A 21,959-nucleotide genomic window follows, 5' to 3' on the forward strand; every position below is an offset into this window, starting at 1 on the left:
CTGACCAAGCGATCGCTTCAACAATATAAGCTTTACCGATTTATAAAGAACATACCTCGGTCCAATCAGCATTGTTCCCCGGTTTTGCAGACGTCCACCAATTTGCTTGATAAATGACACCATCATGAATGACTTTGTCACCTTGATTAGCATGGCTTGGGTTACCGGCCCAGTCTTTTTGCGGAAAGTCTGGGTAGGTGACTAGGCCATCAGCATGACAAGTAGTATCACCATTACCGTTATCACCGTTACCAGTGTTGTTATCGATATCTGCAACGGGTCGTTCTGGGTGCTCAAACTTAAAGCCGTAATCGACACCATGGATGTTGACGGTGTAATTCGCTGGACCTGAAATGGGCAGGTAGTACACCATGTCGAGCTCATAACTTTCACCTGCTGGTAACGCTTTCCAAGTTGGCAAAGTAAAGGCGACGCGATGCATAACACCGTCAAGGCCACCGATATTGTCAGCACGGGTGTGGCCTGAGTTAATCACCGTTAATCCACCACCAGATTGATCTTTGGCATTATCTGGCGCAGAGGTCGGAATATCGAATTGGAATTCCGTGCCGCCAGGAATGTCTTGACCTGTATGGTTAGTAAAGGTGATTTTTGGGTTGATAGGATAGTTTTGAGCGCCGACTTTAAAGCCGGAAATATTGACCAAAATATCCACCACTTGTTCTGGCATCGTTCCGGTTGCGACTTTGTTGCCATAAGGGGGAGCCGATTTAAACTCATCGTAGATGGCTTTGGTCATGGTGTTACCCATGTGATATTCACCGTTACCAGAGGCACAGGCTTGTTCGCTCGTATCGATGGTGGTGCGGTTGCCACTGGCATCTAAAAGGTAACAACTGTAGTCGCCTGCCAATTCCCAGAACATGATGCCGCCTATGCCTTGGTCAATGACATATTGGGCTTTGGTGGTGATTGATTGTTTATCTTCGGTGGATAAGAAGACTTTTTTCTCGTTATTCCACAGCCAAGGCGCAACCGCTACCTCATCATAATAGCGGGTATAGGTACCAGTTAAGACATCGGATGGGTCGGTGTCGGGTTGCAATCCATACGCGGCGGCGTAAGAGCCCCAAATACCTTGCTCTAAGTTTTTGGCATGCCACATCGGGTTAGAGCCAGCCCCCATTTCATTGCCTTTGGGGTCGGTATCATGCCACATGTTGTCGATACCAATGGCTCCATTGCCACAATTGTTTTTTTCTCCTTCACCTGTGCCATCAGCACATTCGGATTGATTCGGTAATGCGGCTTTACCCCATAAACCATGCTCGCCTCCAGTCACCCCTTGCCAGCCACGGGTATAATAGGGCACGCCGATGTTAATGCGACCTGCAGGCATTGAGCCGCGGAAGTAGTGATATGCCCAGTCAGTATTGAGATAACCAATCCCGCCGTAAGCTGCGGTGCCATATACATTCCATTGCGCCAATTCGGAGTCTTTGCCCGTATCATACAAGGCAGCGTTGTGCCCGACATGATCGTTCCACGCCCCATGTAAATCGTAAGTCATGATATTGACGTAATCGAGGTATTGAGTGACATCAAAAGTTTCCATACCACGAAGCAAGTAGCCAGAAGACGGAGCCGCAATGGTGAGCATATAGTATTCGCCATCTTGCGCAGATGCTTTATCGATTTTTTCACGTAACATTTTCATTAAGACTTGATAAGAAGCCCAAAGATGCGCACGGCGTGGCTCCATAATCTCTTTATCAAGTGGGTTACCCGCACCAGCCATGGAGGTTGGGTATTCATAATCGATATCAATGCCATCGAATTGGTATTGACGGATAAGCTCTACCGCAGAATCGGCGAACTTTTCAATCGCCGCATAATTGATAGAACTATCAGCATTAGTGGTCATGGTGTAGAAGCCACCATCATTAATACGTGACCCATCGGTAGCAAAGTGGCCACCAGTCTCAGCCCAGCCACCGATTGAAATTAATGTTTTCACACCATAACGCTTTTTGTAAGTGGCCAGTGCGCCAAAATGTCCTTGAAAACCAAGCTCAGGATCGACATCGACACCCGGCCAGGTTTTACCCACTGCGGGGTTTTCAGGATCGTTAACATCCCCAATATTCACTTTGCCATCCGAGCCAATACTGACGAAGGCATAGTTAATGTGAGTGAGTTGTTGCCATGGGATGTCTTTTACTAAGTACGCCGCTTGAGGATCGTCACCGGCACGCCAACTCGTAAAGTAACCAATCACACGGCGAGGATGATCTGCGCCCATGATTTCACGGCCCTCTTCATCATAAACATCACAATAAGGGACATTGACGCCTTCGGTTTGATACAACCCATCAGGATGGCAGGTTGCAGTGATGGGATTATCGCTGGTGACTTGTAAGCTGGCAGCGGTTGATTGTGTCGTTGCACCTTTATTATCGGTCGCTTTGGCTATCACAGACAGCGAGCCTGTTTGAGTGGTGGTGTAATTAAGCGTGTAAGGAGTAGAAGCCACTGTACCAACCAAGGTACCTGCGACATAGAAATCGACTTTATCTATTGTGCCATCAGAATCGGTGGCACTTGCCGTTAAGGTCACTATTTCACCTAGGGTAACGCTGTTACTTGATAGCGCGACTGACACACTTGGTGCTTGGTTACCATTTTGATTCGCTTGGACTTCGAGAGAAACGGAGCTGGTTGTACTATTGGCACCTTGGTCATCATAAGCAATAGAACTAAAAGTGTGTGAGCCAGAAGTGGCTGTCCAAGTTGTTGAATAAGGTGTGCTGGTAGCTTGGGCAATGATAGTTCCATCGATTAAGAAATCGACACGGGCTACACTGCCATCAGAATCGGCAGCATTCGCGGTTAATGTCACCACATCACCCTCGGTTATTGAGGTTGAGGTTGTTGGTGAAGTGAGCTCTACGGTGGGGACCTCATTGGTAACGATATCGGTACTGCAAGTGTCGACAAGTGCCCAAGCACCCCATTCTCCGGCCTCTTTTGGGCTATTACCTTGTGTCCAATACTTCGCACTATAAGCGTTGCCCTCTTGCTGGACTTTTTGTCCTCCGGTGTACACCTTATTAGCATCCCAAGCCGTTAATGTGTTGCAATCTACAGCTGCATAACTATTAAACGCCATAAGACAAGAAGCTGTTACCGCGCTTAACTTAAAGGCATTTCTGGCAATTCCATGTTTACTAATAGCCATAATGGTTTTCCTTAACGTGTTGTAATAAAAGTGAAAAATAAATTTTTCGGGTTAAAGAGCTTTCATTCTTCTAAAAAATAACTGTAGATGAGTTGCTCTTATACACTTTGGGATTTTGTGATAATTCGATAGTGAGTCGAAAAAATAGCTGAATGTTATGCAAAGCAGAGTGATGGGGTGTAAACAAGGGCGCTTTTTGACTTATTTTGACAGAACGATTGCCGCCAAGAATGACAAGGAGAAAGTGTTTAATCAGTCGAAGAGCGTTATGTCCTTGGATTATTCAACGGCTTACTTTGATAACAAAATGATATTTCTTGCCGGAAAAAATGTGATGAGGAAAATGCGCTAAAAAATCCTTGGCTTGGTCTTTTTTTGTTCGCTTGGTAATAACGGTGATTAAGTGGTTAAAATGTGTTCGTTATTTTAAATTTGCTGAATAAGTGATGGCTAAATGTACTGAATATCACCATGTGTCTTCGTTCTTGTAGAAAAATCAAAAGAAAATAACCTCGCTGAAAAGGTGGTATTTCAAAGGTATTGAATAGGGTTAATTGGATTTTTTTACTCTGGTTATCAAAGAGTTGAAATTAATTTTCTGGTGATGTTTTACACAGTTTTCTTACGTGATGTGATGGTTATGTTATGAACTCAAAACGATTTTTAGTTGAATTTTTCTTGCAGATCTATACTCTTATGGCGCTAAATTTATCGCTAATGATTAGTCCTCTAAATAAATAAGGGTATTCATGAAGGCGATGAATATGACGCTATCTGTTGGAAAGGATAACCACAGATATAAATGTTTCTTTGCAGTGAAAATGGTGACACAAACAAAGTCTGCAAAGACAAACCGGAGTCAGAATGTCTGATTTAAGCAACACCATAACTTCATCTTCCCAATCTTTTGATCTCTCAAAGTCTACTACTGAATCAACCGCCGACAAATTGAGTTTAAATAACCCTGCACTTTGGTACAGCGGTGGGTTTATTCTGCTCTTTGTTTTACTTGCGTTATTCGATGCACCAAGCTTGTCATACCTTGTAAATACAGGGTTTGCTTGGTCTGTGAAAGTGTTCGGTCCTTATTGGCAAATATTAATGTTGGCCACATTCTTTATTGCGTTGTATTTATCCGTTGGCAGCACTGGACGTGTGGTGCTTGGCGGTACGGATACACCCGATATGCCAAATTTCCGTTGGACTGCCATCCTCTTTTGTACCTTATTGGCCGGCGGTGGCGTTTTTTGGGCTGCTGCTGAGCCGATTGCGCATTTTGTCAGTGCGCCACCGGTTTATGAAGCGACCAACGATATTCATCAAAGAGCTATCAATGCCTTATCTCAAGCATTTATGCACTGGGGATTTCTTGCGTGGGCAATTGTAGGCAGCTTATCAACTATTGTGGTGATGCACCTACATTATGATAAAGGTCTACCACTCAAACCAAGAATTTTGCTGTACCCAGTATTGGGAGAGCGAGCATTGAAAGGTCAAACCGGAGCCTTGATTGATGCGTGTTGTATTATCGCTGTTGCCGCCGGAACTATTGGGCCTATTGGCTTTTTAGGTTTGCAAATTAGCTATGCGTTAAATGAATTATTTGCTATTCCGGATGGTTTTACGACTCAATTGATCATCGTATTATTTACCATCGTGCTATACACCTTGTCGGCTTTAAGTGGGATTAACCGCGGCATGCAAATGTTGAGTCGTTATAATGTGATTCTCGCTGTGGCTTTAATGGCGTATATCATGCTGTTTGGCCCAACCGGTTTCATCTTTAATAGCTATATCCAAGGTGTCGGCAGCATGGTTGACCATTTCATCCCAATGGCGACGTATCGTGGAGATGAAAGCTGGCTTAGCGGTTGGACGATTTTCTTCTGGGGTTGGTTTATTGGTTATGCTCCGATGATGGCAATTTTTATTGCGCGTATCTCTCGTGGTCGTTCCATTCGTGAATTAATGGGTACTATTTGTGTGGTTGCCCCGTTAGTGACGTGTTTCTGGTTCACTATTATTGGTGGCAGCGGGCTAGCGTTTGAAATTGCTAACCCTGGCAGTGTGAGCTCGGCGTTTGAAGGCTTTAATTTACCTGGCGCTTTATTAGCGGTTACGCAGCAATTGCCTATGCCAATGTTAATCTCACTTCTCTTTTTGGTGTTAACCACAGTATTTATTATCACAACGGGTGATTCAATGACTTACACCATTAGTGTGGTCATGAGTGGTAAGACAGAACCTAACGCTGGTATTCGTGCCTTCTGGGGTATTATGATGGGTGTGACTGCACTGATCTTGATTTCTTTAGGCTCTGGCGGCATCTCAGCTTTGCAGTCTTTTATTGTGATTACGGCTGTACCGGTTTCGTTGATCTTATTGCCTTCATTGTGGAATGCACCGCAAATGGCTAATAAGATGGCAAAAGAGCAAGGTTTAAGCTAATACCAATTGGACTAATATTAGGTTTATCGTAAATCATCTCAGCTACGGATAATAAGAGGTCACTCAATACAGGACTTTGGACGTTGAGAGAATGTAATCAATCTTAGGTATCTGATAGATTATCATTTATATATCGGACAGTTAGGCTTGTTATTGTGGTGTACTTATTCGTTGTTGAGGTTAAATAAAAAGTGGCTCGATCTTAATGATCGAGCCACTTTTTTATGTCAGTTATTTTTTAAGTAAGCCGTTTTTATAGAATGCCCGTGGTGAGTTCATTGACTATTTCACGGCAGACCGAGCGGTTTATTTCACTGTCCATTCAATGGTTTCATTGGCACGAATTGGAACCACCACATCATCGCCAAAGGGCATCGTCGCCGGTACAGTCCAAGGTGATTTTTGTAAAGTGATGGTGTCTTGGTTACGTGCAATACCGTAAAAATCAGGGCCATTGTGACTGGCAAAAGCTTCAAGGTTCTCTAGCTTGCCTTCTTTATCAAATACTTCGGCATACAATTCAATCGCCGCGTGGGCAGTATAAGAGCCCGCACAACCACAGGCAGTTTCTTTTTTACCTTGTGCGTGTGGAGCGGAGTCGGTCCCCAAGAAGAATTTTTTGCTACCAGATGTCGCTGCGGCAATTAACGCTTGTTGATGGCTACCGCGTTTTAAAATGGGTAAGCAATAAAAATGTGGACGAATGCCTCCGACCAACATGTGATTACGGTTAAACAATAAATGGTGAGCAGTAATTGTTGCAGCTACGTTATCTCTAGCCTGGTTTACAAATTCAACCGCTTCACGTGTCGTGATATGTTCTAGCACAATTTTAAGATGCGGGAAGTCATTGACGATTGGGGCTAGTACCGTGTCAAGAAAGGTTTTCTCGCGGTCAAAAATATCCACATCGTGAGTGGTTACTTCGCCATGAATCAAGAGCAGCATTCCGAGTTCAGCCATGGCTTCTAATGCTGGGTAAACATTTTTGGCATCGGTAACACCGGAATCTGAGTTAGTGGTAGCGCCCGCAGGGTAGAGTTTACAAGCCACCACTTTACCTGAGGCATGTGCTTCACGGATCATGTCTGGCGTAGTGTTGTCGGTTAAATAGAGCGACATTAAGGGCTCAAAAGTTTGGCTTGGGTTATGGGCTTGAATTCGTTCACGGTAAGAGAGCGCTTGGGCTAAATTGGTCACTGGCGGAACCGTATTTGGCATGATAAGCGCACGACCATTGTAGCGGCCTATATCCTTAACAGTGTTGGCCAAGGCGTCACCATCGCGTAAGTGAACGTGCCAATCATCTGGGCGTGTAATGGTCAAAGTTGTCATGGTTCCCACCTTCCTTCTAAATTGTTAGCTAAAAAAGCAAACGCTTTCGTGCGGGAAGAAATCATAGTGTAAATGCCCTGATATTTCATCTTATTTATGATTATCCCTTGTTATTTAGGGTTCTATCTTAGGGATAAATTCTGTTACTCTTTTGGCAATATGAATATGCATCAAAGGGAGCCGTGATGACACAGTCTAATTTAGAACGCCAGCAGGATTTGGAAACGAAACTTGCCAAAATTGAAGCCACACTAGGGCTAGAACCTTTGCAAGATGCACAGCTTTCTCAGATTCATGTTTACCCAGTTAAATCGATAACAGGGCTCCAATTGTCTTCTTCTTGGGTCGAAAAGCAGGGATTAAGCTTTGATCGTCGCTTTATGGTAGCCGATAAAAATGGCCGTATGGTGACCGCACGTGAACATCATCAAATGTTGCGAATTAAAGCCGCGTTGCAACCTAACGGGTTAGTATTAACTTACCCAGAAGCGAAAGCCCCGCTTCATTTACGTTTTGAGCAATTTGAGCATCAACCAGTGGAATGCCAAGTGTGGAGTGATAGTTTTATCGCTTATTCCACCCATCAACAGGCCAATGAATGGTTGAGCTTTGTGGTGGGTAAGCCCGTGCAATTACTGTTTACTGGCGAGCAATCGAATCGTCAACGCCCAAAAATTCAAACCAATGTCAGTTTCGCCGATGGTTATCCTTTGCTGTTGATCAGCCAAAGCTCACTGGATGAACTGAATGCGCGTAGTCCTCACCCCATTCAACACAGTATGGCGCAATTTAGGCCCAATATTGTAGTTACTGGGACACAAGCGTTTGCCGAAGATGGTTGGAAGCGTTTTCGTATTGGCGAGGTTGAATTTGAAGTGGTTAAACCGTGCATGCGTTGCGTGTTAACCACCGTCAATCCCAAAACAGCCATGCGCAGTGAGAAAAATGAACCGCTCAATACGTTATCTACTTTTAGAGCCGATGAAAGCGGCGGTATTTTCTTTGGTCAAAATGTAATTGCGAAAAATGAAGGGCTTATCCGAGCAGGGGATATTGTTGAAGTGCTCGAAACCAAAGAAAAAGAGCATTACCCGGATACTAGCCAAGAGGTGGTGGAAGTGGAAGCGGTCAAGAAACTCACCATCAGTATTAATGGGCATTTGTTTGAAGGGGACAATCAATCCACCTTGTTAGAACAAGCAGAAAAAGCCGGTGTTTCTGTTGCCAACAGCTGCCGTTCTGGCTTTTGTGGTACTTGTAAAATGACGTTAGAGTCGGGCAAAGTGGATCAACCAGATATGCCGGCATTGTTCCCAGGTGAAATCGATGAAGGTAAGGTGCTGGCTTGTTGTTGCATACCTAAAAGTGATGTTGAATTGGTCGATTAAAGTGTCAGGCTTGGTATTTGGTATTTGGTGTTTACTATTTAGAGCTTAGAGCTTAAAACGTCGAGCGTAAAGCTAGGGATTGAAACACACGATCGGGCATTTATTTTGTTATGGCTATGATAGAATCAACTGGCAGATATCATTTTTAAGTCAATGTTTTTCTTTCTATTTTTGCTAATTAGGAAGATGTCTTTTTACTATTTTTAAAAGAGTCGTTATGTTGGATATAAAGTTTATTGCTTCTGATATGGATGGGACATTATTAAATGAAAACAGCCAATTAGATCCCAAGTTTTATGACGTTTACGAACGCTTAGAAGCAAGAGGCATTATGTTTGCTGCCGCTTCTGGTCGTCAATATTACAGTTTAGTGGAAACCTTTGCGCCATTACGCGATCGTATGGTGTTTATTGCTGAAAATGGCACGTTAGTGATGCATAAAGGGCAAGAGCTGTATAGTTGTACCATTCCAAAATCAGAAGCGGAAGCTGTAGTGAAGCAGGCGCGTTTGATCGAAGGTGCTCATTTAGTGTTGTGTGGTAAACAATCCGCGTATATCGAAACGCAAGACCCACAAGCCTTGAAGGAATTTGCTAAATATTACCATCGTTGCGAATTCGTGGAAGATGTTCTGAATGTCGATGATGATTTCATCAAAATTGCAATTTGTCATTTTGAGGGGGCTGAAGAGTTGGTTTTTCCTCTGATGGAAGCGCAATTTGGGCAAACTCATCAAGTGGTGGTGAGCGGTAAAATTTGGTTGGACGTAATGAATGCCAACGCCTCAAAAGGGGCCGCCATGAAGCATTTGCAAAAGACACTGGGTTTTTCTTATGAGCAAACCATGAGTTTTGGTGATTATTTAAATGATGTTGAAATGCTAAAAGAAAGCTACTACTCGTATGCGATGGACAATGCTCACTCTGAAGTGAAAAAACTGGCTCGTTTTATTGCGCCAAGTAATCAAGAGGCTGGCGTGTTACAAGTGATTGAAGAGCTGCTTGCAAACTAGCGATAGACGGTTATCACTCTGTTTTTAAGATCATAGAACAAACGACCAAAGCCCCTAATGTTGGATCAACAAGATTAGGGGCTTTATCTCAATCGAATTAATTGAATATAAAGCTATACAAGAAGCCTGCTCCGATAGCCATCGTTAAAATTACAAATAAGAAAGCTAAGATCATTTGTGTTTTGAAGATGGATTTCAGCAAGATAACTTCTGTTAGGCTAGCTCCCGCACTCCCAATAATTAATGCCATCACTGAGCCTAAAGCCATGCCTTTTTGTACTAATGCGGCACTGAGTGGGATCACCGCTTCTGCTCGAATATACAAAGGGATGCCAATAATGGCGGCGATAGGAATGGCGTACCATTTGGCTTCTCCAGCATATTCAACAATGAGATCGGTTGGAATAAAGCCATAGATTACAGCACCAATTGAAATCCCTAACATCAAATAAGGAAATACCTGTTTGAAATCTTTCCACGTTGAATGCCAAATACGCAGCCAGCGACTCTCCTCTTGCTCTTTTAATACCGCGGTGGCTTCGCTGCTCGCACAACAAGAGGTTGGATTGATAGGCTCTTGAGGCTCAATCTTTGTGGACGTTCCACAGCAAGAGGTTAGATTGGCAGACATTTGAAGTTCGGTTTTTGTGGACGTTCCACAGCAAGAGGTTGGATTGGCAGACATTTGAGGTGCGGTTTTTGTGGACGTTCCACAGCAAGAGGTTGGGTTGGCAGACATTTGAGGCTCAGTTTTTGCGGATGTTCCACAGCATGAAGTTGCTTGTGTGGCAGGTTGTGGTTTTGAATCGCCATAAGAACTTCCACATGATGATGCTTTAGCCGCTTGGTAGGCTTCCGGTTTGACATAGCGTTCAAATCCTAATTTTTCAAGGACATAACCTGCGGCTACCGATACCGTCATGGCAACCACAAAGTAAAAGAGTGCTACTTTCCAACCAAAGGTGATCACAAACAAACCAATAATGACAGGGTTAAGCAGCGGACTGGCAAATAAGAACACCATCATAGGTCCGAAACCGGCTCTTGCTCGTAATAAGCCTTTTAAAAATGGGATGGTAGAGCAAGAACAAAATGGCGTAATCGAACCTAAAAGGGCAGCGATAACATAGCCTTTGCCTTTCTTCGAACTTAAAATAGATTGGATTTTTTCTGGCGTTAAAAATTCTTGTAAAACTCCCACCACGTAGCTAATAACAAGGAAAAGTAAGCTCAATTCACTGGCAAGGAACACGAACATATTGAGTGTTTCTTTTACCATGGTCATGATATCTGGGTGCATATTATCTCTCCAATGGATACTTTAAACGTCATCTAAAATTAATGCTTATATTTCTATATTTTTCGAATTATAGAACTGTTAGCTTATACGTCAATATCATATTTCCATATTTATCGAATTATTTTTTGAAAGCCTTTATGATCAATTGGTTATTTGACAAGAGTTTTTAATTTGCGAACAGTGAATGCTTCTATTAATATCGAAATATCTATTTTTTGATAAGTGATGGTTATGGAATTAGAAGCGGTAGCGAAAGCCCTAAAAGAACTCGGGCACCCTAGTCGATTGTGCATTTATAAAGAAGTCGTCAAAGCGGGCTATCACGGCATTAGTGTCGGCAATGTTCAAGAGATCCTTGGAATTCCAGCCTCGACGCTTTCCCACCATGTCGCCAGCCTTGCTTCTGCTGGGTTGATCAGTCAGCGACGCGAAGGCCGTACCTTATATTGTGTCGCCGAATATGATTGTTTGGACAGTGTGATTGGCTTTTTGCGTGATGAATGTTGCCTCAATGAAAGGCCTTGCCAAAAGGATGCTTGATGCCTTTTTTGTGCTTATAAGCTTGTTTTGTCAGATATTCAAAAGGAGTGCACTCAAGTGTAATTTAATTATTTAACCCCGGGGGATTTTACCATGCTTGGTAGGCAGCAACGGTTTTCTCCTCAACGATGCAACTTAGTGAAGCTTTGTTTTTAGTGCTGGCCGAAAAGTTTTTATTCCGTTCTCTTCCACCAGAAAGTCAAAAGTCGTTAGAGCTACGTCTTAACAAAGCCCATAAGACAATAAGTAAAGCAAATGCATTAGAACAGTGGCAAAGGAAGTTGCATGTTATTGGTGGCCAAATTCCATATCACAATGACGAATTAGTTGCGGAATGGCGTCAAACTATTTACCAAGCGGTTCTGAGTGAGCTGCAAATTAATCTGAAATATAAAAAGCTAGATGCCGACAAAGCAACCGAATATCAATTAAATCCACTCGCTATTATTGTTCGTGAACATAGTCATTACCTTGTCGCCACGAAATTAGAAACACCTGATAAATCACAGTTATTCAACTGTATGCATAGGATTGGCTACTTCACAATAAATTACATCCCAATCAAGAGCTAACTAAGCTCGATGATGAGTGGTATCAATTACGATTTAATGACTTGATTACTTACGATCTAGTCGGCTGGATTCTACGCTTTTCAACGGATGTGGTGGTGGATAGTTCTGAGCTACTAAAGTCAGAAATTACCCATAGAATCAAAGAGGTGGAAGAATTATATTTATAGATTGATGAGGTGTATGTATGCAAAAAACTATTTATAAACAAATGTTAAATGAATTAGGGCTGTATAATTATAGGCAAAATAGTAAGCACTTATGTGCTTTTAACGCGCAAAAAGGGCTGAGATATAAGCAACAATTAATGGTTGTTGGCAGGGCGGTGAATGGATGGGGTAATGATTTTCAAATTAATGATATTTTTACTCAAAAATTGATAGATAGCATGTATGAAGAATCAGAAGATTGTCCTATGGAGTGGGTGCTACAATCTTGGGGAGATACGTTACCATCTTCTTATAATACAAAAAAATCAGCATTTTGGAGAGTAATTAAAGCATTACATTCTAATTTATATAATGATACCGATTTTTGGGCATCAGAGCTTGTCTGGTCAAACTTATATAAAATAGCTCCTTTTGATGGGGGGAACCCACCAGATAGCTTATGTGACTATCAGTTCGAATATTGCAATAAATTGTTGAAAGCTGAAATTTTAGAATATTTACCTGATAATATAATTTTCTTTACCGGAATGAATTGGTTTCATGGCTTTCTGAATGATTGTATTGATTTAAAATGTCAGCCCGATTTCCAATGGGTGGATGGGCATGGAACCATTACTTTAAATGATAAAAAAATTAAATTTGTAGTGGTCAAGCACCCTCAAGGTAAGCCAGAGACAGAATTGGTTCAAGAAACAATACTTGCCTTGTCGATGATCAATTGAGTTTTTATATTAATTCATACATGACCTGACAGCGAGCTCCTTTTTTCCATAGATAATGATTGCAGTAGTGTGTATTTCATATTGATATTTCCCCATATTTTGAATACACATTACGGAATTTTGCGTCAGGTGATGTCGCGAGTGATTATTAGTTTACAAAAATCCCCGGCTCATTTTAACTGAGCTGGGGATGTCATCATGTCAGGCTAGGATTGCCAGATCTTACTTAAGATCAAAACGATCCAATTGTTATAATAAAGTCCAAGAATAATATAATTTAGTGTTCTACACGTAGTCCATAAGTCTGAAACTTATCTAATACGGCTTTCATTTCTTTTAAATCTAAAATAGGGACATCTTTCTCGATAGCTAGAGTTTTAAGATATAACTCTGCTAAGACTTCGCATTCGTGTGCTAGCCATAATGCTTTGTCTAAATTCTTTTCTGCAGTAATAAGCCCATGATGCTGTAATAAAATAGCTTTGCTTTTTTTAATGCCCGTGGTGACATATTCTGCAAGTTCTGGACTACCAAAAGTGGCATAGGGTACACAAGGAATTTCGTTGGAACCAGAAGCTGCGACCATATAATGTATTGCTGGGATCGTCTTATTCAGAATAGAAACAGCGGCACAGTTAATGGAATGATTGTGAACAACGGCGTCTACATCCATTCGAGTTTTGTAGCAGGTTAGGTGGAATAACCACTCACTTGAAGGGAGCTTTCCTTCTTCAAATTGACCATCTTCAGTGACATATACAATATGTTCAGGAGTTAATTTGTCATAAGGGATACCTGTAGGGGTAATTAACATACCTTGCTCATACCGGACGCTCACATTTCCAGCAGTTCCCTGATTTAGTCCTAATCGAGTCATTTCCAAGCAAGTTTTGATGATTTTTTGTGCTAATTCATTACGTGTCATGATAGTTCCTTGATGAGTGTGTACCTAAGATTTAATACTATTTTCTAATTAATCTTGTTGATAAAAGGTGTGATTTTCACTTGGAAGAACTTTATAGTATTGAGGCTTCATTGCCTGTTGAGCCTGATAAATACTGTTATAAGTTCCCGCACCGAAAAATGCATACATGGCCGCACCAATTACCGTAGCTTCTGATTCTTCAACTATATGTAGAGGAAGATTGATGACGTCAGCACGTATTTGATTCCAAAGGGAATTTTTAGACCCTCCTCCAACAACCACAAGAGATTTTGGTTTAAAGTCACTAATCATCGATAATTTAGCTAAACTGCTTTTTAGTTGATGAGCTAAACTTTCTAATGCGGCTCGATATATGTCTCCTCTTGTGGTGTTGATAGAAAGGCCGTGAATGGCTCCTTCTCCATTACCCTTTTGATTGGGAAGGAATTTGGGAGTGAAATGGACCCCGTTACAGCCGGGAGGAACGGATTCCCCTTCTTCTACCATGATGCGATATAAATCTTGGTTATCTTTATGCTCGGTGTATAGAGTGTTAGATATCCATTCCATGATACCGCTAGAAAGCCACTGAATTGCTGGGTTATATAGTGAATTATCAGCGTCAAACTCCGTGGTCAGACCTTCTTGCAGATAATCGGCATGTAAGTTTGGACAGTGAGTGCGCGCCATGAGGATTTCCCATGTGCCTGAGCTTAAAAATGGCTGATCAATTTCTACGCCAGAACCAAATAAAGCAAATTGGGTATCATGACCGCATGAAACCACAGGTATGCCTTCTGGTAGGCCTAACTGGTTAGCAATCAACGTACTGATGTTGCCAATTTTTTCACCAGCATTGACTATAGGGGGAAATTGCTGCTCTGATAAATTGAGATAATTTAATGCTGAAATATTCCATTCACCTGTTTGTAGAGTTGTCAGCATCGAGGTGCCAGCCATCGTTCTATCTGTCGTGAGAATACCAGTTAGACGATAAGTTAACATAGATGATATGAAGACGAATTTATCCATGCGCTGATAGATTTCAGGCTCATTATCTTTAAGCCATTTTAGTTTATAGAAAGTATTAAAATTGTAATCCCCAATCCCGTTAATTTGGTATAGCGCTTGTCGGTCTAGTTCACTTTCGACTAATTCCATTACAGGGATAGTTCGTGAGCATTTCCAAGAAATAATCGGATAAATTTGCAGGCCATTCTTATCGAATGGAGCACCGTCAACGCCGAAGGTTGTTACTGAAATAGCACAAATGGTATGACTTCCAATTTTTGATGCGACTTTTTGACAACATTGAATGAGCTTGTCCCAGATCTGCTCAAAATCCCATACGTGTTGTACTGGGTGAGTCTTTGTTTTTATTGTTTCATTTCTAATATAGTGTGAAGCAACAATACGACCTTGATGATTTACCGCAATCGCTCTGACATTGGTGGCGCCACAATCTAAAATAATGACATTAGACATAGTCAGTCCTTATTAAAGAGCCTGAACTTCAGGCTCTTAATTTAGTTATTTATATAAGGGGCCAAAGTTAGCGCAAGCGCGGTAGTCTTGCCCTTCAATATCTTGACCAAAGGCTGCGAAAGCGTGTGGACGGAAAACTTTTTCGTGGTCGACGTTATGCATTGCAACAGGAATGCGTAACATTGATGCTAATGTAATAAGATCCGCACCTATATGACCGTGACTGACAACACAGTGATTAGCCCCCCAGTTTGCCATGACGGAATATACGTCCTTGAACGCACCGGTCCCTGTTAGTCGAGGTATAAACCATGTGGTAGGCCAAGTTGGATCGGTTCTTTCATTGAGAATGGCATGGACATTTTCCGGAAGTTCAACAGAATAGCCTTCCGCTATTTGCAATACAGGCCCTAACCCTCCGATGATATTGATGCGGTGCATGGTAAATGGCATCGCACCTTTGGTTAAAAAATTAGATGAAAAACCACCACCTCGGAAATATTCAACGTTTGCGGGTGGCCACTGTGTTGCTTTCAAACAATTAGTGACATCATCTGCATTCATATCCCAATGTGGCTTGATGACGGATTGGCCTTCACTGTCAACGGACTCACCTGAGCCATCTAAGGAGGCAGAACCAGAATTGAGCAAATGGATTAATCCTGTTTCGGGGCGGTAACCGCTGACACGCTCAATGGCATCGGGTGACCAATAGGTTCTAACATCGGCAAATATTTGGGCTTTACCTGTCAGTAACTTACCAAACATCATATTGACACCGTTTAAGCTGTCGTTTTCTGTTGCGATTGCAAATGGCTCACGAATACCATTCCAGTCAAATGAAGAGTTAAGAATCGCTTCGCTAAAATCTCCATTTGGTAAATAATCGGTCCAGTGCCGCTGCCCTTGAAATCCGCCAACGATTGCATTGTGTCCCATGGACTCTTCAATAAACCCAATTTTCGCTAGATTAGGATTACCTTCCATTAAATCACGCATAATCATTGTCATTTTAATTACGGTGGCCCAATCCTCTGCTTTACGTTCTTCGGAGAATGGAGGGGTGTTGTAATCTTTGCCTTCTTGACAATATTTCTTTACCCAATTTTGTGCCAGTTTGAACTCTTCTTTGTCATATATATCATGATCTAGGCGGCGCTTAATTTCGGTCATATCAACGTATTCATTACGCATACCTAGATATTTTTGGAAAAAATCAGGGTTTACGATAGAGCCAGCAATGCCCATAGAAACGGATCCCATAGAAAGGTAAGACTTACCTCTCATTACCGCGACAGAAAGCCCTGCTCGACAGAAGCGTAATATTTTTTCTTGTACATCAAGTGGAATGCTAGTGTCGCCAGCATTTTGGACATCTTGTCCGTAAATTGAAAATGCAGGTAGCCCTAATTGAGTGTGGGCGGCCATTGCTGCTGCTAGATATACAGCTCCAGGTCTTTCAGTTCCATTAAAGCCCCAAATAGCTTTCGGTATATGAGAATCCATATCAATGGTTTCAGTTCCATAACACCAGCAAGGGGTGACAGTGAGAGTGAGCCCTACATTTTCTGTTTTAAATTTTTCTGCACAAGCATGCGCTTCAGCAACGCCACCAATGCAAGAATCAGAAATAACACACTCTACTTTCATACCATTCGTATGACGTAGGTTTTCTTCAATAAATAAAGCGGCAGATTTAGCCATGTTCATGGTTTGGTCTTCTAGAGATTCTCGTACTCCCATTCGACGGCCATCAATAGTTGGACGGATCCCGATTTTTACTAAATTAGAATTCATTTATGCCTCTCCTATATGAAGCAGGTGTTAAAATATAATTTTTGAAACATTAATATATAAAATCAGCTAGAATAATTGTCTGATAGTTTAATGTTATATAATGTATTTAATAATGTTTTTTTATTCTGCCAAATTGGCATTTGATATAATGATGTCAATTTCATCTAAGTTACATATTTTAATAAGGCTACGTTTTTTATATTTGCTTTTGTCAGCAATAAGAATGGTTCTTTCTGATATTTCAATGAGTTTCTTTTTGATGTCATAGTTATATTCATTTGAATCCCAAACACCAGATTCTTTATCAAACCCTTCACAAGAAATAATAGCTAAATCCAATGACATGTTATTTAAAGTGGCTTTTGTTATCATGCCGTAGAACGCTTTGTATTTGTCTGAGTAGCTGCCACCTAAACATATCGTAATTATATTTTTCTTATCAGCCAGTACTTGAATGATATTAAGTGAGTTGGTGACAACCGTACAGTGGATATCGGGCAACTGTTGTGCCAATAACCAGCTTGATGTGCTTGCATCAAGGCCAATAGCGGCACTTTCGAAAATGTTATCAAGTGCTTGTTCCACTAATTCGGCTTTTTCATCAATACAATTTCCGGCTCGTCTTATAAATGATGTACCTTCATCCTTATAATTTTTACTAACAGCCCCCCCATGAATACGTAATATCTCCCCTCTACGATCAAGTGCTTTTAGATCTCTACGTATAGTTTCGACGGAAACTTGTAGATCATCAGCAAGATCAATTGCGGATATTTTACCCACTTTATTGAGTGTTCGTAATATATAGTTGGCTCTTAACACAGACTTCATCAGAGATAATTTACCTTTTATTTTTGTCGACAGAATACACTTGGTCTATAGTTAAACAGTGATGGAGTTCAAATTAATCATTCGGAAACTCGGTTAATAACCGCACATTTAATATATCTCACAAAAAATCGGGCATAGATAGGCTAAAACGGGCAGAATCCATATAGTGTCTTATTATAAATGGGGTTGTGTATCTATATGTAACTCATTGTTTTGAATTGATCTATTAGGCTCTTACGTTAGTGGTAAGGGATGTTGGAGTGATGATAAGAAACATACATTTTTTTGCCCGATTAGGAGCTATTTTTCGTTGAAAACTATGTCCATCTAACTTCAATCGGGCTTAATTTGCCCACTTTTTTGTGAATGCAAATATATTATTCGATAAATGGTATGTATTTGATGTTGTATTGTCGTTTGTGTCACATAATTTATTAATGCCTTTTTCTACCATTCATTTTGTTGGGGTAAATGCACATTCACCAATGTTTATATTTTATTCAGTATTTTTCCGGTGTGAATATTTTATTGATAATAAGGTTAATATTGTCATGATGCTATATATTTTATATTGGTTGATTATTGGGCTTTAATTTGGTCTTATTTAGAAATAAGGTCAATTTTTATTAAAAACAATTATTAATTATCAAAGGAATATGAAGATGAAAAATGAAGCAAATGGAAATCTTCCTTTGTCTATGAAACTGAGTTATGGCATGGCTGGATTTGGTAAAGATCTATCTGGTAGCTTAGTCATGCTATATGGTATGTTTTATTTTACAGATATACTTGGTATCTCCCCTGCTTTTGTTGGCACATTATTATTAGTTGCACGATTTTGGGATGCAGTAAATGATCCTTTAATGGGTATTTTATTAGATAAGACCAAAACCCGATTTGGCCGTATAAGACCATGGCTATTTGGGGGGGCTTTATGTAATACAATACTTATTATTGCAATATTTCATGCGCATTTACTTGAAGGTCCTTGGTTATATGCTTATATATCCATTACCTATATTCTTTGGGGGATGGCTTATACGGCGGCAGAAATCCCATTTTGGTGTATTATACCCAATGCGGCAAAAACGGATAAACAAAAAGCCAGTTTACTTATTTGGCCTCGTAGTATGGTGAGTACTGCTTGGCTTGTTATGGGATCATTTTTCTTTGTTGGCGTTGATTACTTTGGTCAAGGTTCACAAGAGAAAGGTTTTACAACATTAGCAACTGTAGCCGCTATATTTAGTTTATTAAGCGTGATGACTCTGATATTCAATTACAAAGAAAAAAGTTCAAAAGAACAAGCTACAGATAAAAAACATCCTCAAAGTCTTAAGGAATTTTGGAATGTACTTAAATCTAATGATCAATTATTAGTGATTTTCATTGCATTATGTTTTTTTTGGAATCTTGTTAACACGGTATTATATTTTGCTATCTATTATTTTACTTATGTGGTTGAAAGTAAAGAGTTATATACAACATTTATGTTGGTGGCAGGTATTACTGAAGTAGTTGCGGTTGTATTATTTCCTATTCTAGCAAAAAAATTCTCACGAGAAATTTTAATAAAAGTTACCTATATTTTACCAATTATTGGTATAGCACTTCTCGCATACTCTAGCTTTTTTGCTTTGCATAATATATGGCTTATCGCTATAGGTTCGATCTTAGTGCGTACAGGTCATGGCTTTATGTTGGTGCTTGTCATGATGATGTTGGGGGATTGCATTGATTATGGGCAGTTTAAAACAGGCAAACGCACAGAAGGGGTTGTGATGGCAACTTATCCGATGCAGTTCAAAATAGGAAATACTGTGATGGGATTTATTATGGGATTATTACTTAGCTTTAGCGGTTATATTCCGAACGTGGCGCAATCACCAGAGACAATTGGCTATATGCGTTTTCTATTCTTAGTATTCCCTATCATTATGGTAGCGATCTCATATTTCATTTATACACGCTTTTATAAGCTCAAAGGTGATTATTTAATTAAAATGAAAGCAAAATTAGAATTACAAAATAATAAAATTGAAATAGAAGAAGAAACTGAACCAAAAGAAATTTTGGTAACTAATTAAATTTTTATTTTATATTCGTGTATAGAGTAAAACTCATGCATTGATGAAAGGCTATTTTTACATAAAAAGGGATAAATTAAATGAATTCGTTTCTAAAGGCACATAAATTTCGCCCTCAACGTGAGGGATCTCGTCAAATTCATCTTGATTTTCATACGTCTGAATTGATATCAGATATCGGTGAGCAATTTAGCAAAAAGCAGTTTCAAGAAGCGCTTCAAATGGCAAAGGTTAACTCTATTAATTTGTTTGCAAAGTGTCACCATGGATGGTGTTATTATGATACTCAAGTTGGTCAAAAACATCCTCATCTCAAATTTGATTTATTACAGCAACAAATTGAGGCTTGCCATGAAATTGGAGTCAGAGCACAAGGATATATTACAGTAGGGTGGTCAGCTAAAGATGCCCAAGAGCATCCTGAGTGGGTCGTAAAAGATAAGCAAGGGCGATCCGTTCGATCTGGTCCTGACATTACACCGGATATTGCCAGCGGAGAATTACCATTACCATTTTGTTCTTGGGATATGCTTACCCCAGAAGGTGATTATCTTGAATTAATTTTAAACCATGTAAAAGAATTGACTGAACGGTATGATTTGGATGGCTATTGGTTTGACATTGTGCCGGTTCAGCATACTCGCAATTTTAGCGCATCAAGAGTTCAAGAAATGAAAGCACTCGGATTGAATCCTGATAATCCACTTGATGCGGAAGAGTTTCATATAGAACAAATGGAAAAGTTTATGCAAGGTGCTAATGATATTATTTTAAATCATAATCCTAATGCATCTATATTTTATAATTGGACGACGCATTTCAGTATTAAAGAAGGTTTGAAATATAAATTAGAACGATTCAATACGAAATTTGATTTAGAGGATTTACCAACTACATGGGATGGTTATGATCTATTTCCTCTTAGAGTGAAATATTACGCTAATTATGACAAAGAGTGCGTAGCGATGAGTGGTAAATTTCATACTGCTTGGGGAGAGTTTGGGGGCTTTAAACATAAAGAAGCGATCTTATACGAGGCGGCATCAATGGTTGCTTTTGGCGCAAAAGTGAATTTTGGTGACCAATTACACCCTTCTGGAAAAATGGATTTGTCAACCTATGAAAACATTGGTTATGCCTATGATTATGTAGAAAAAATTGAAGACTATGGAGTCGGTGGTGATCATATTGCTTCTACGGGCTTATGGTTTGCTAATAATCAGAAGCATGATGAAGGCACAGTTAAAATGCTTCTCGAGAATCAAGTCAACTTTGTCATTGCTAATAACTTAGCTGATTGGAGTCTGCTAGAAGTTATTATTCTTTCTGGAGGCGTGAACCTTACAAAAGAAGAAGTCCAAAAAATACAAGATTTTCTCGATAATGGCGGAAAGTTATTGGTTATGGGCAAAGGAGCTCTTGACCCTGAAAGTGAGCAATTTTATTTTGACTTAGGGGCGGATTATATTGGTGAGGCAGAATTCGATATAGATTACACTGTTGTCAGTGATGCTTTATCCGAAAATTTAGTTAAAACGCCATTTCTCAATTACTTACCATCATTGAAAGTTAAACCGCATAGAGACACTGAGGTTTTAGCTTATTTGCGTGAACCGTATTTTAATCGAAGAATAAATGCTTATTCTTCCCATCAACATACACCGTACAGACTTGAAAATGCCGATCATCCATCAGTGATTAGAAAGGGCAATATTGTATTTATTACTAGTCCACTGGGGCAAAGTTATTTTGATCATGGAGCTAGGGTACATAGAGAGTTATTCTTTAATTGTTTAGAATTATTAAGGACGAACCCACTGATGGCGGTGAAGTTACCTAGTTCTGGACGAGTGAATTTATTACATCAACCAAACCATAACCGCTATGTCGCACATGTGCTTTATGGTACTCCACATCAGCGTGGAGAGGCGCAAGTGATTGAAGACTTATTACCAATATACAACACGCTAATCAAATTAAATTTACCGAAGCCTATTAAAAAGGTTTACTGTATACCTGATGGTCAACCCGTTAATTTTGAATATAAAAACGGTGGATTAGAAGCAATCATACCAGAATTTAGAATGCATACTGCTTTAGTTATGGAATATTAAGTCATATTGAATCCCCCCAAAAAATCCCCAACTCATT

15 protein-coding genes are annotated in these 21,959 nt (G+C 40.3%); 8 read left to right on the forward strand and 7 right to left on the reverse strand.

Going from position 1 to position 21,959, the window contains the following annotated elements:
• Positions 1–40: 40 nt before the first annotated feature.
• Positions 41–3,199: a chitinase C-terminal domain-containing protein gene (locus tag VCA1004_RS11710; RefSeq protein ID WP_086981332.1), complete on the reverse strand. Its 3,159-nt coding sequence runs from the start codon at positions 3,197–3,199 to the stop codon at positions 41–43.
• An 864-nt stretch (positions 3,200–4,063) separates the two neighbouring features.
• Between VCA1004_RS11710 and VCA1004_RS11715 the strand changes: the two genes are divergently transcribed.
• The gene (locus VCA1004_RS11715) at positions 4,064–5,647 is read left to right on the forward strand and encodes a BCCT family transporter (protein ID WP_086981334.1); all 1,584 of its coding nucleotides are present in this window, start codon (positions 4,064–4,066) and stop codon (positions 5,645–5,647) included.
• Positions 5,648–5,953: 306 nt separating this feature from the next.
• On the opposite strand, the gene pyrC is transcribed toward VCA1004_RS11715, so the two are convergent.
• Positions 5,954–6,982 carry a dihydroorotase gene (gene pyrC / locus VCA1004_RS11720; RefSeq protein WP_086981335.1) on the reverse strand — a complete coding sequence of 343 codons (1,029 nt, stop codon included), beginning with the start codon at positions 6,980–6,982 and terminating at the stop codon, positions 5,954–5,956.
• Positions 6,983–7,248: 266 nt separating this feature from the next.
• Here pyrC and VCA1004_RS11725 point away from each other — a divergent pair, with 266 nt between their 5' ends.
• Positions 7,249–8,370 carry a YcbX family protein gene (locus tag VCA1004_RS11725; protein ID WP_408646923.1) on the forward strand — a complete coding sequence of 374 codons (1,122 nt, stop codon included), beginning with the start codon at positions 7,249–7,251 and terminating at the stop codon, positions 8,368–8,370.
• Positions 8,371–8,587: 217 nt separating this feature from the next.
• Entirely contained in the window at positions 8,588–9,382 is a 795-nt protein-coding gene (locus VCA1004_RS11730) for a Cof-type HAD-IIB family hydrolase (protein WP_086981337.1), read from the forward strand.
• Positions 9,383–9,479: 97 nt separating this feature from the next.
• Here the strand turns inward: VCA1004_RS11730 and VCA1004_RS11735 are convergent, their stop codons facing one another.
• Entirely contained in the window at positions 9,480–10,682 is a 1,203-nt protein-coding gene (locus tag VCA1004_RS11735; protein WP_086981338.1) for a permease, read from the reverse strand.
• A gap of 231 nt (positions 10,683–10,913) precedes the next feature.
• On the opposite strand from VCA1004_RS11735, the gene VCA1004_RS11740 reads away from it, so the two are divergent.
• The 3 genes from VCA1004_RS11740 to VCA1004_RS11750 all read left to right on the forward strand — a co-directional run bounded on the left by VCA1004_RS11740 (position 10,914) and on the right by VCA1004_RS11750 (position 12,683).
• Positions 10,914–11,222: an ArsR/SmtB family transcription factor gene (locus tag VCA1004_RS11740; RefSeq protein ID WP_086981339.1), complete on the forward strand. Its 309-nt coding sequence runs from the start codon at positions 10,914–10,916 to the stop codon at positions 11,220–11,222.
• Between the two features lie 128 nt (positions 11,223–11,350).
• The gene (locus tag VCA1004_RS11745) at positions 11,351–11,794 is read left to right on the forward strand and encodes a WYL domain-containing protein (RefSeq protein ID WP_086981340.1); all 444 of its coding nucleotides are present in this window, start codon (positions 11,351–11,353) and stop codon (positions 11,792–11,794) included.
• A gap of 184 nt (positions 11,795–11,978) precedes the next feature.
• Positions 11,979–12,683 carry a hypothetical protein gene (locus VCA1004_RS11750; protein WP_086981341.1) on the forward strand — a complete coding sequence of 235 codons (705 nt, stop codon included), beginning with the start codon at positions 11,979–11,981 and terminating at the stop codon, positions 12,681–12,683.
• 277 nt (positions 12,684–12,960) lie between these two features.
• On the opposite strand, the gene fucA is transcribed toward VCA1004_RS11750, so the two are convergent.
• The 4 genes from fucA to VCA1004_RS11770 all read right to left on the reverse strand — a co-directional run bounded on the left by fucA (position 12,961) and on the right by VCA1004_RS11770 (position 17,721).
• A complete protein-coding gene (gene fucA / locus VCA1004_RS11755) occupies positions 12,961–13,608 on the reverse strand; it encodes an L-fuculose-phosphate aldolase (protein ID WP_086981342.1) in 648 nt (215 codons plus the stop codon).
• A gap of 48 nt (positions 13,609–13,656) precedes the next feature.
• On the reverse strand, positions 13,657–15,093 hold the full coding sequence (gene fucK / locus VCA1004_RS11760) for an L-fuculokinase (RefSeq protein WP_086981343.1): 1,437 nt from the start codon (positions 15,091–15,093) through the stop codon (positions 13,657–13,659).
• A gap of 45 nt (positions 15,094–15,138) precedes the next feature.
• Positions 15,139–16,890 (reverse strand): L-fucose isomerase, encoded by a 1,752-nt coding sequence (locus VCA1004_RS11765; RefSeq protein WP_086981344.1) that lies wholly within the window; start codon positions 16,888–16,890, stop codon positions 15,139–15,141.
• A 120-nt stretch (positions 16,891–17,010) separates the two neighbouring features.
• Entirely contained in the window at positions 17,011–17,721 is a 711-nt protein-coding gene (locus VCA1004_RS11770; RefSeq protein WP_086981345.1) for a DeoR/GlpR family DNA-binding transcription regulator, read from the reverse strand.
• A gap of 662 nt (positions 17,722–18,383) precedes the next feature.
• On the opposite strand from VCA1004_RS11770, the gene VCA1004_RS11775 reads away from it, so the two are divergent.
• On the forward strand, positions 18,384–19,808 hold the full coding sequence (locus VCA1004_RS11775) for a glycoside-pentoside-hexuronide (GPH):cation symporter (protein WP_164520877.1): 1,425 nt from the start codon (positions 18,384–18,386) through the stop codon (positions 19,806–19,808).
• Between the two features lie 80 nt (positions 19,809–19,888).
• Positions 19,889–21,922, forward strand: a complete 2,034-nt coding sequence (locus VCA1004_RS11780) for an alpha-amylase family protein (RefSeq protein WP_086981347.1) — start codon at positions 19,889–19,891, stop codon at positions 21,920–21,922.
• The last annotated feature ends 37 nt before the right edge of the window (positions 21,923–21,959 follow it).

The sequence above is a fragment of the Vibrio aphrogenes genome (genome assembly GCF_002157735.2).
GTDB lineage: Bacteria > Pseudomonadota > Gammaproteobacteria > Enterobacterales > Vibrionaceae > Vibrio > Vibrio aphrogenes.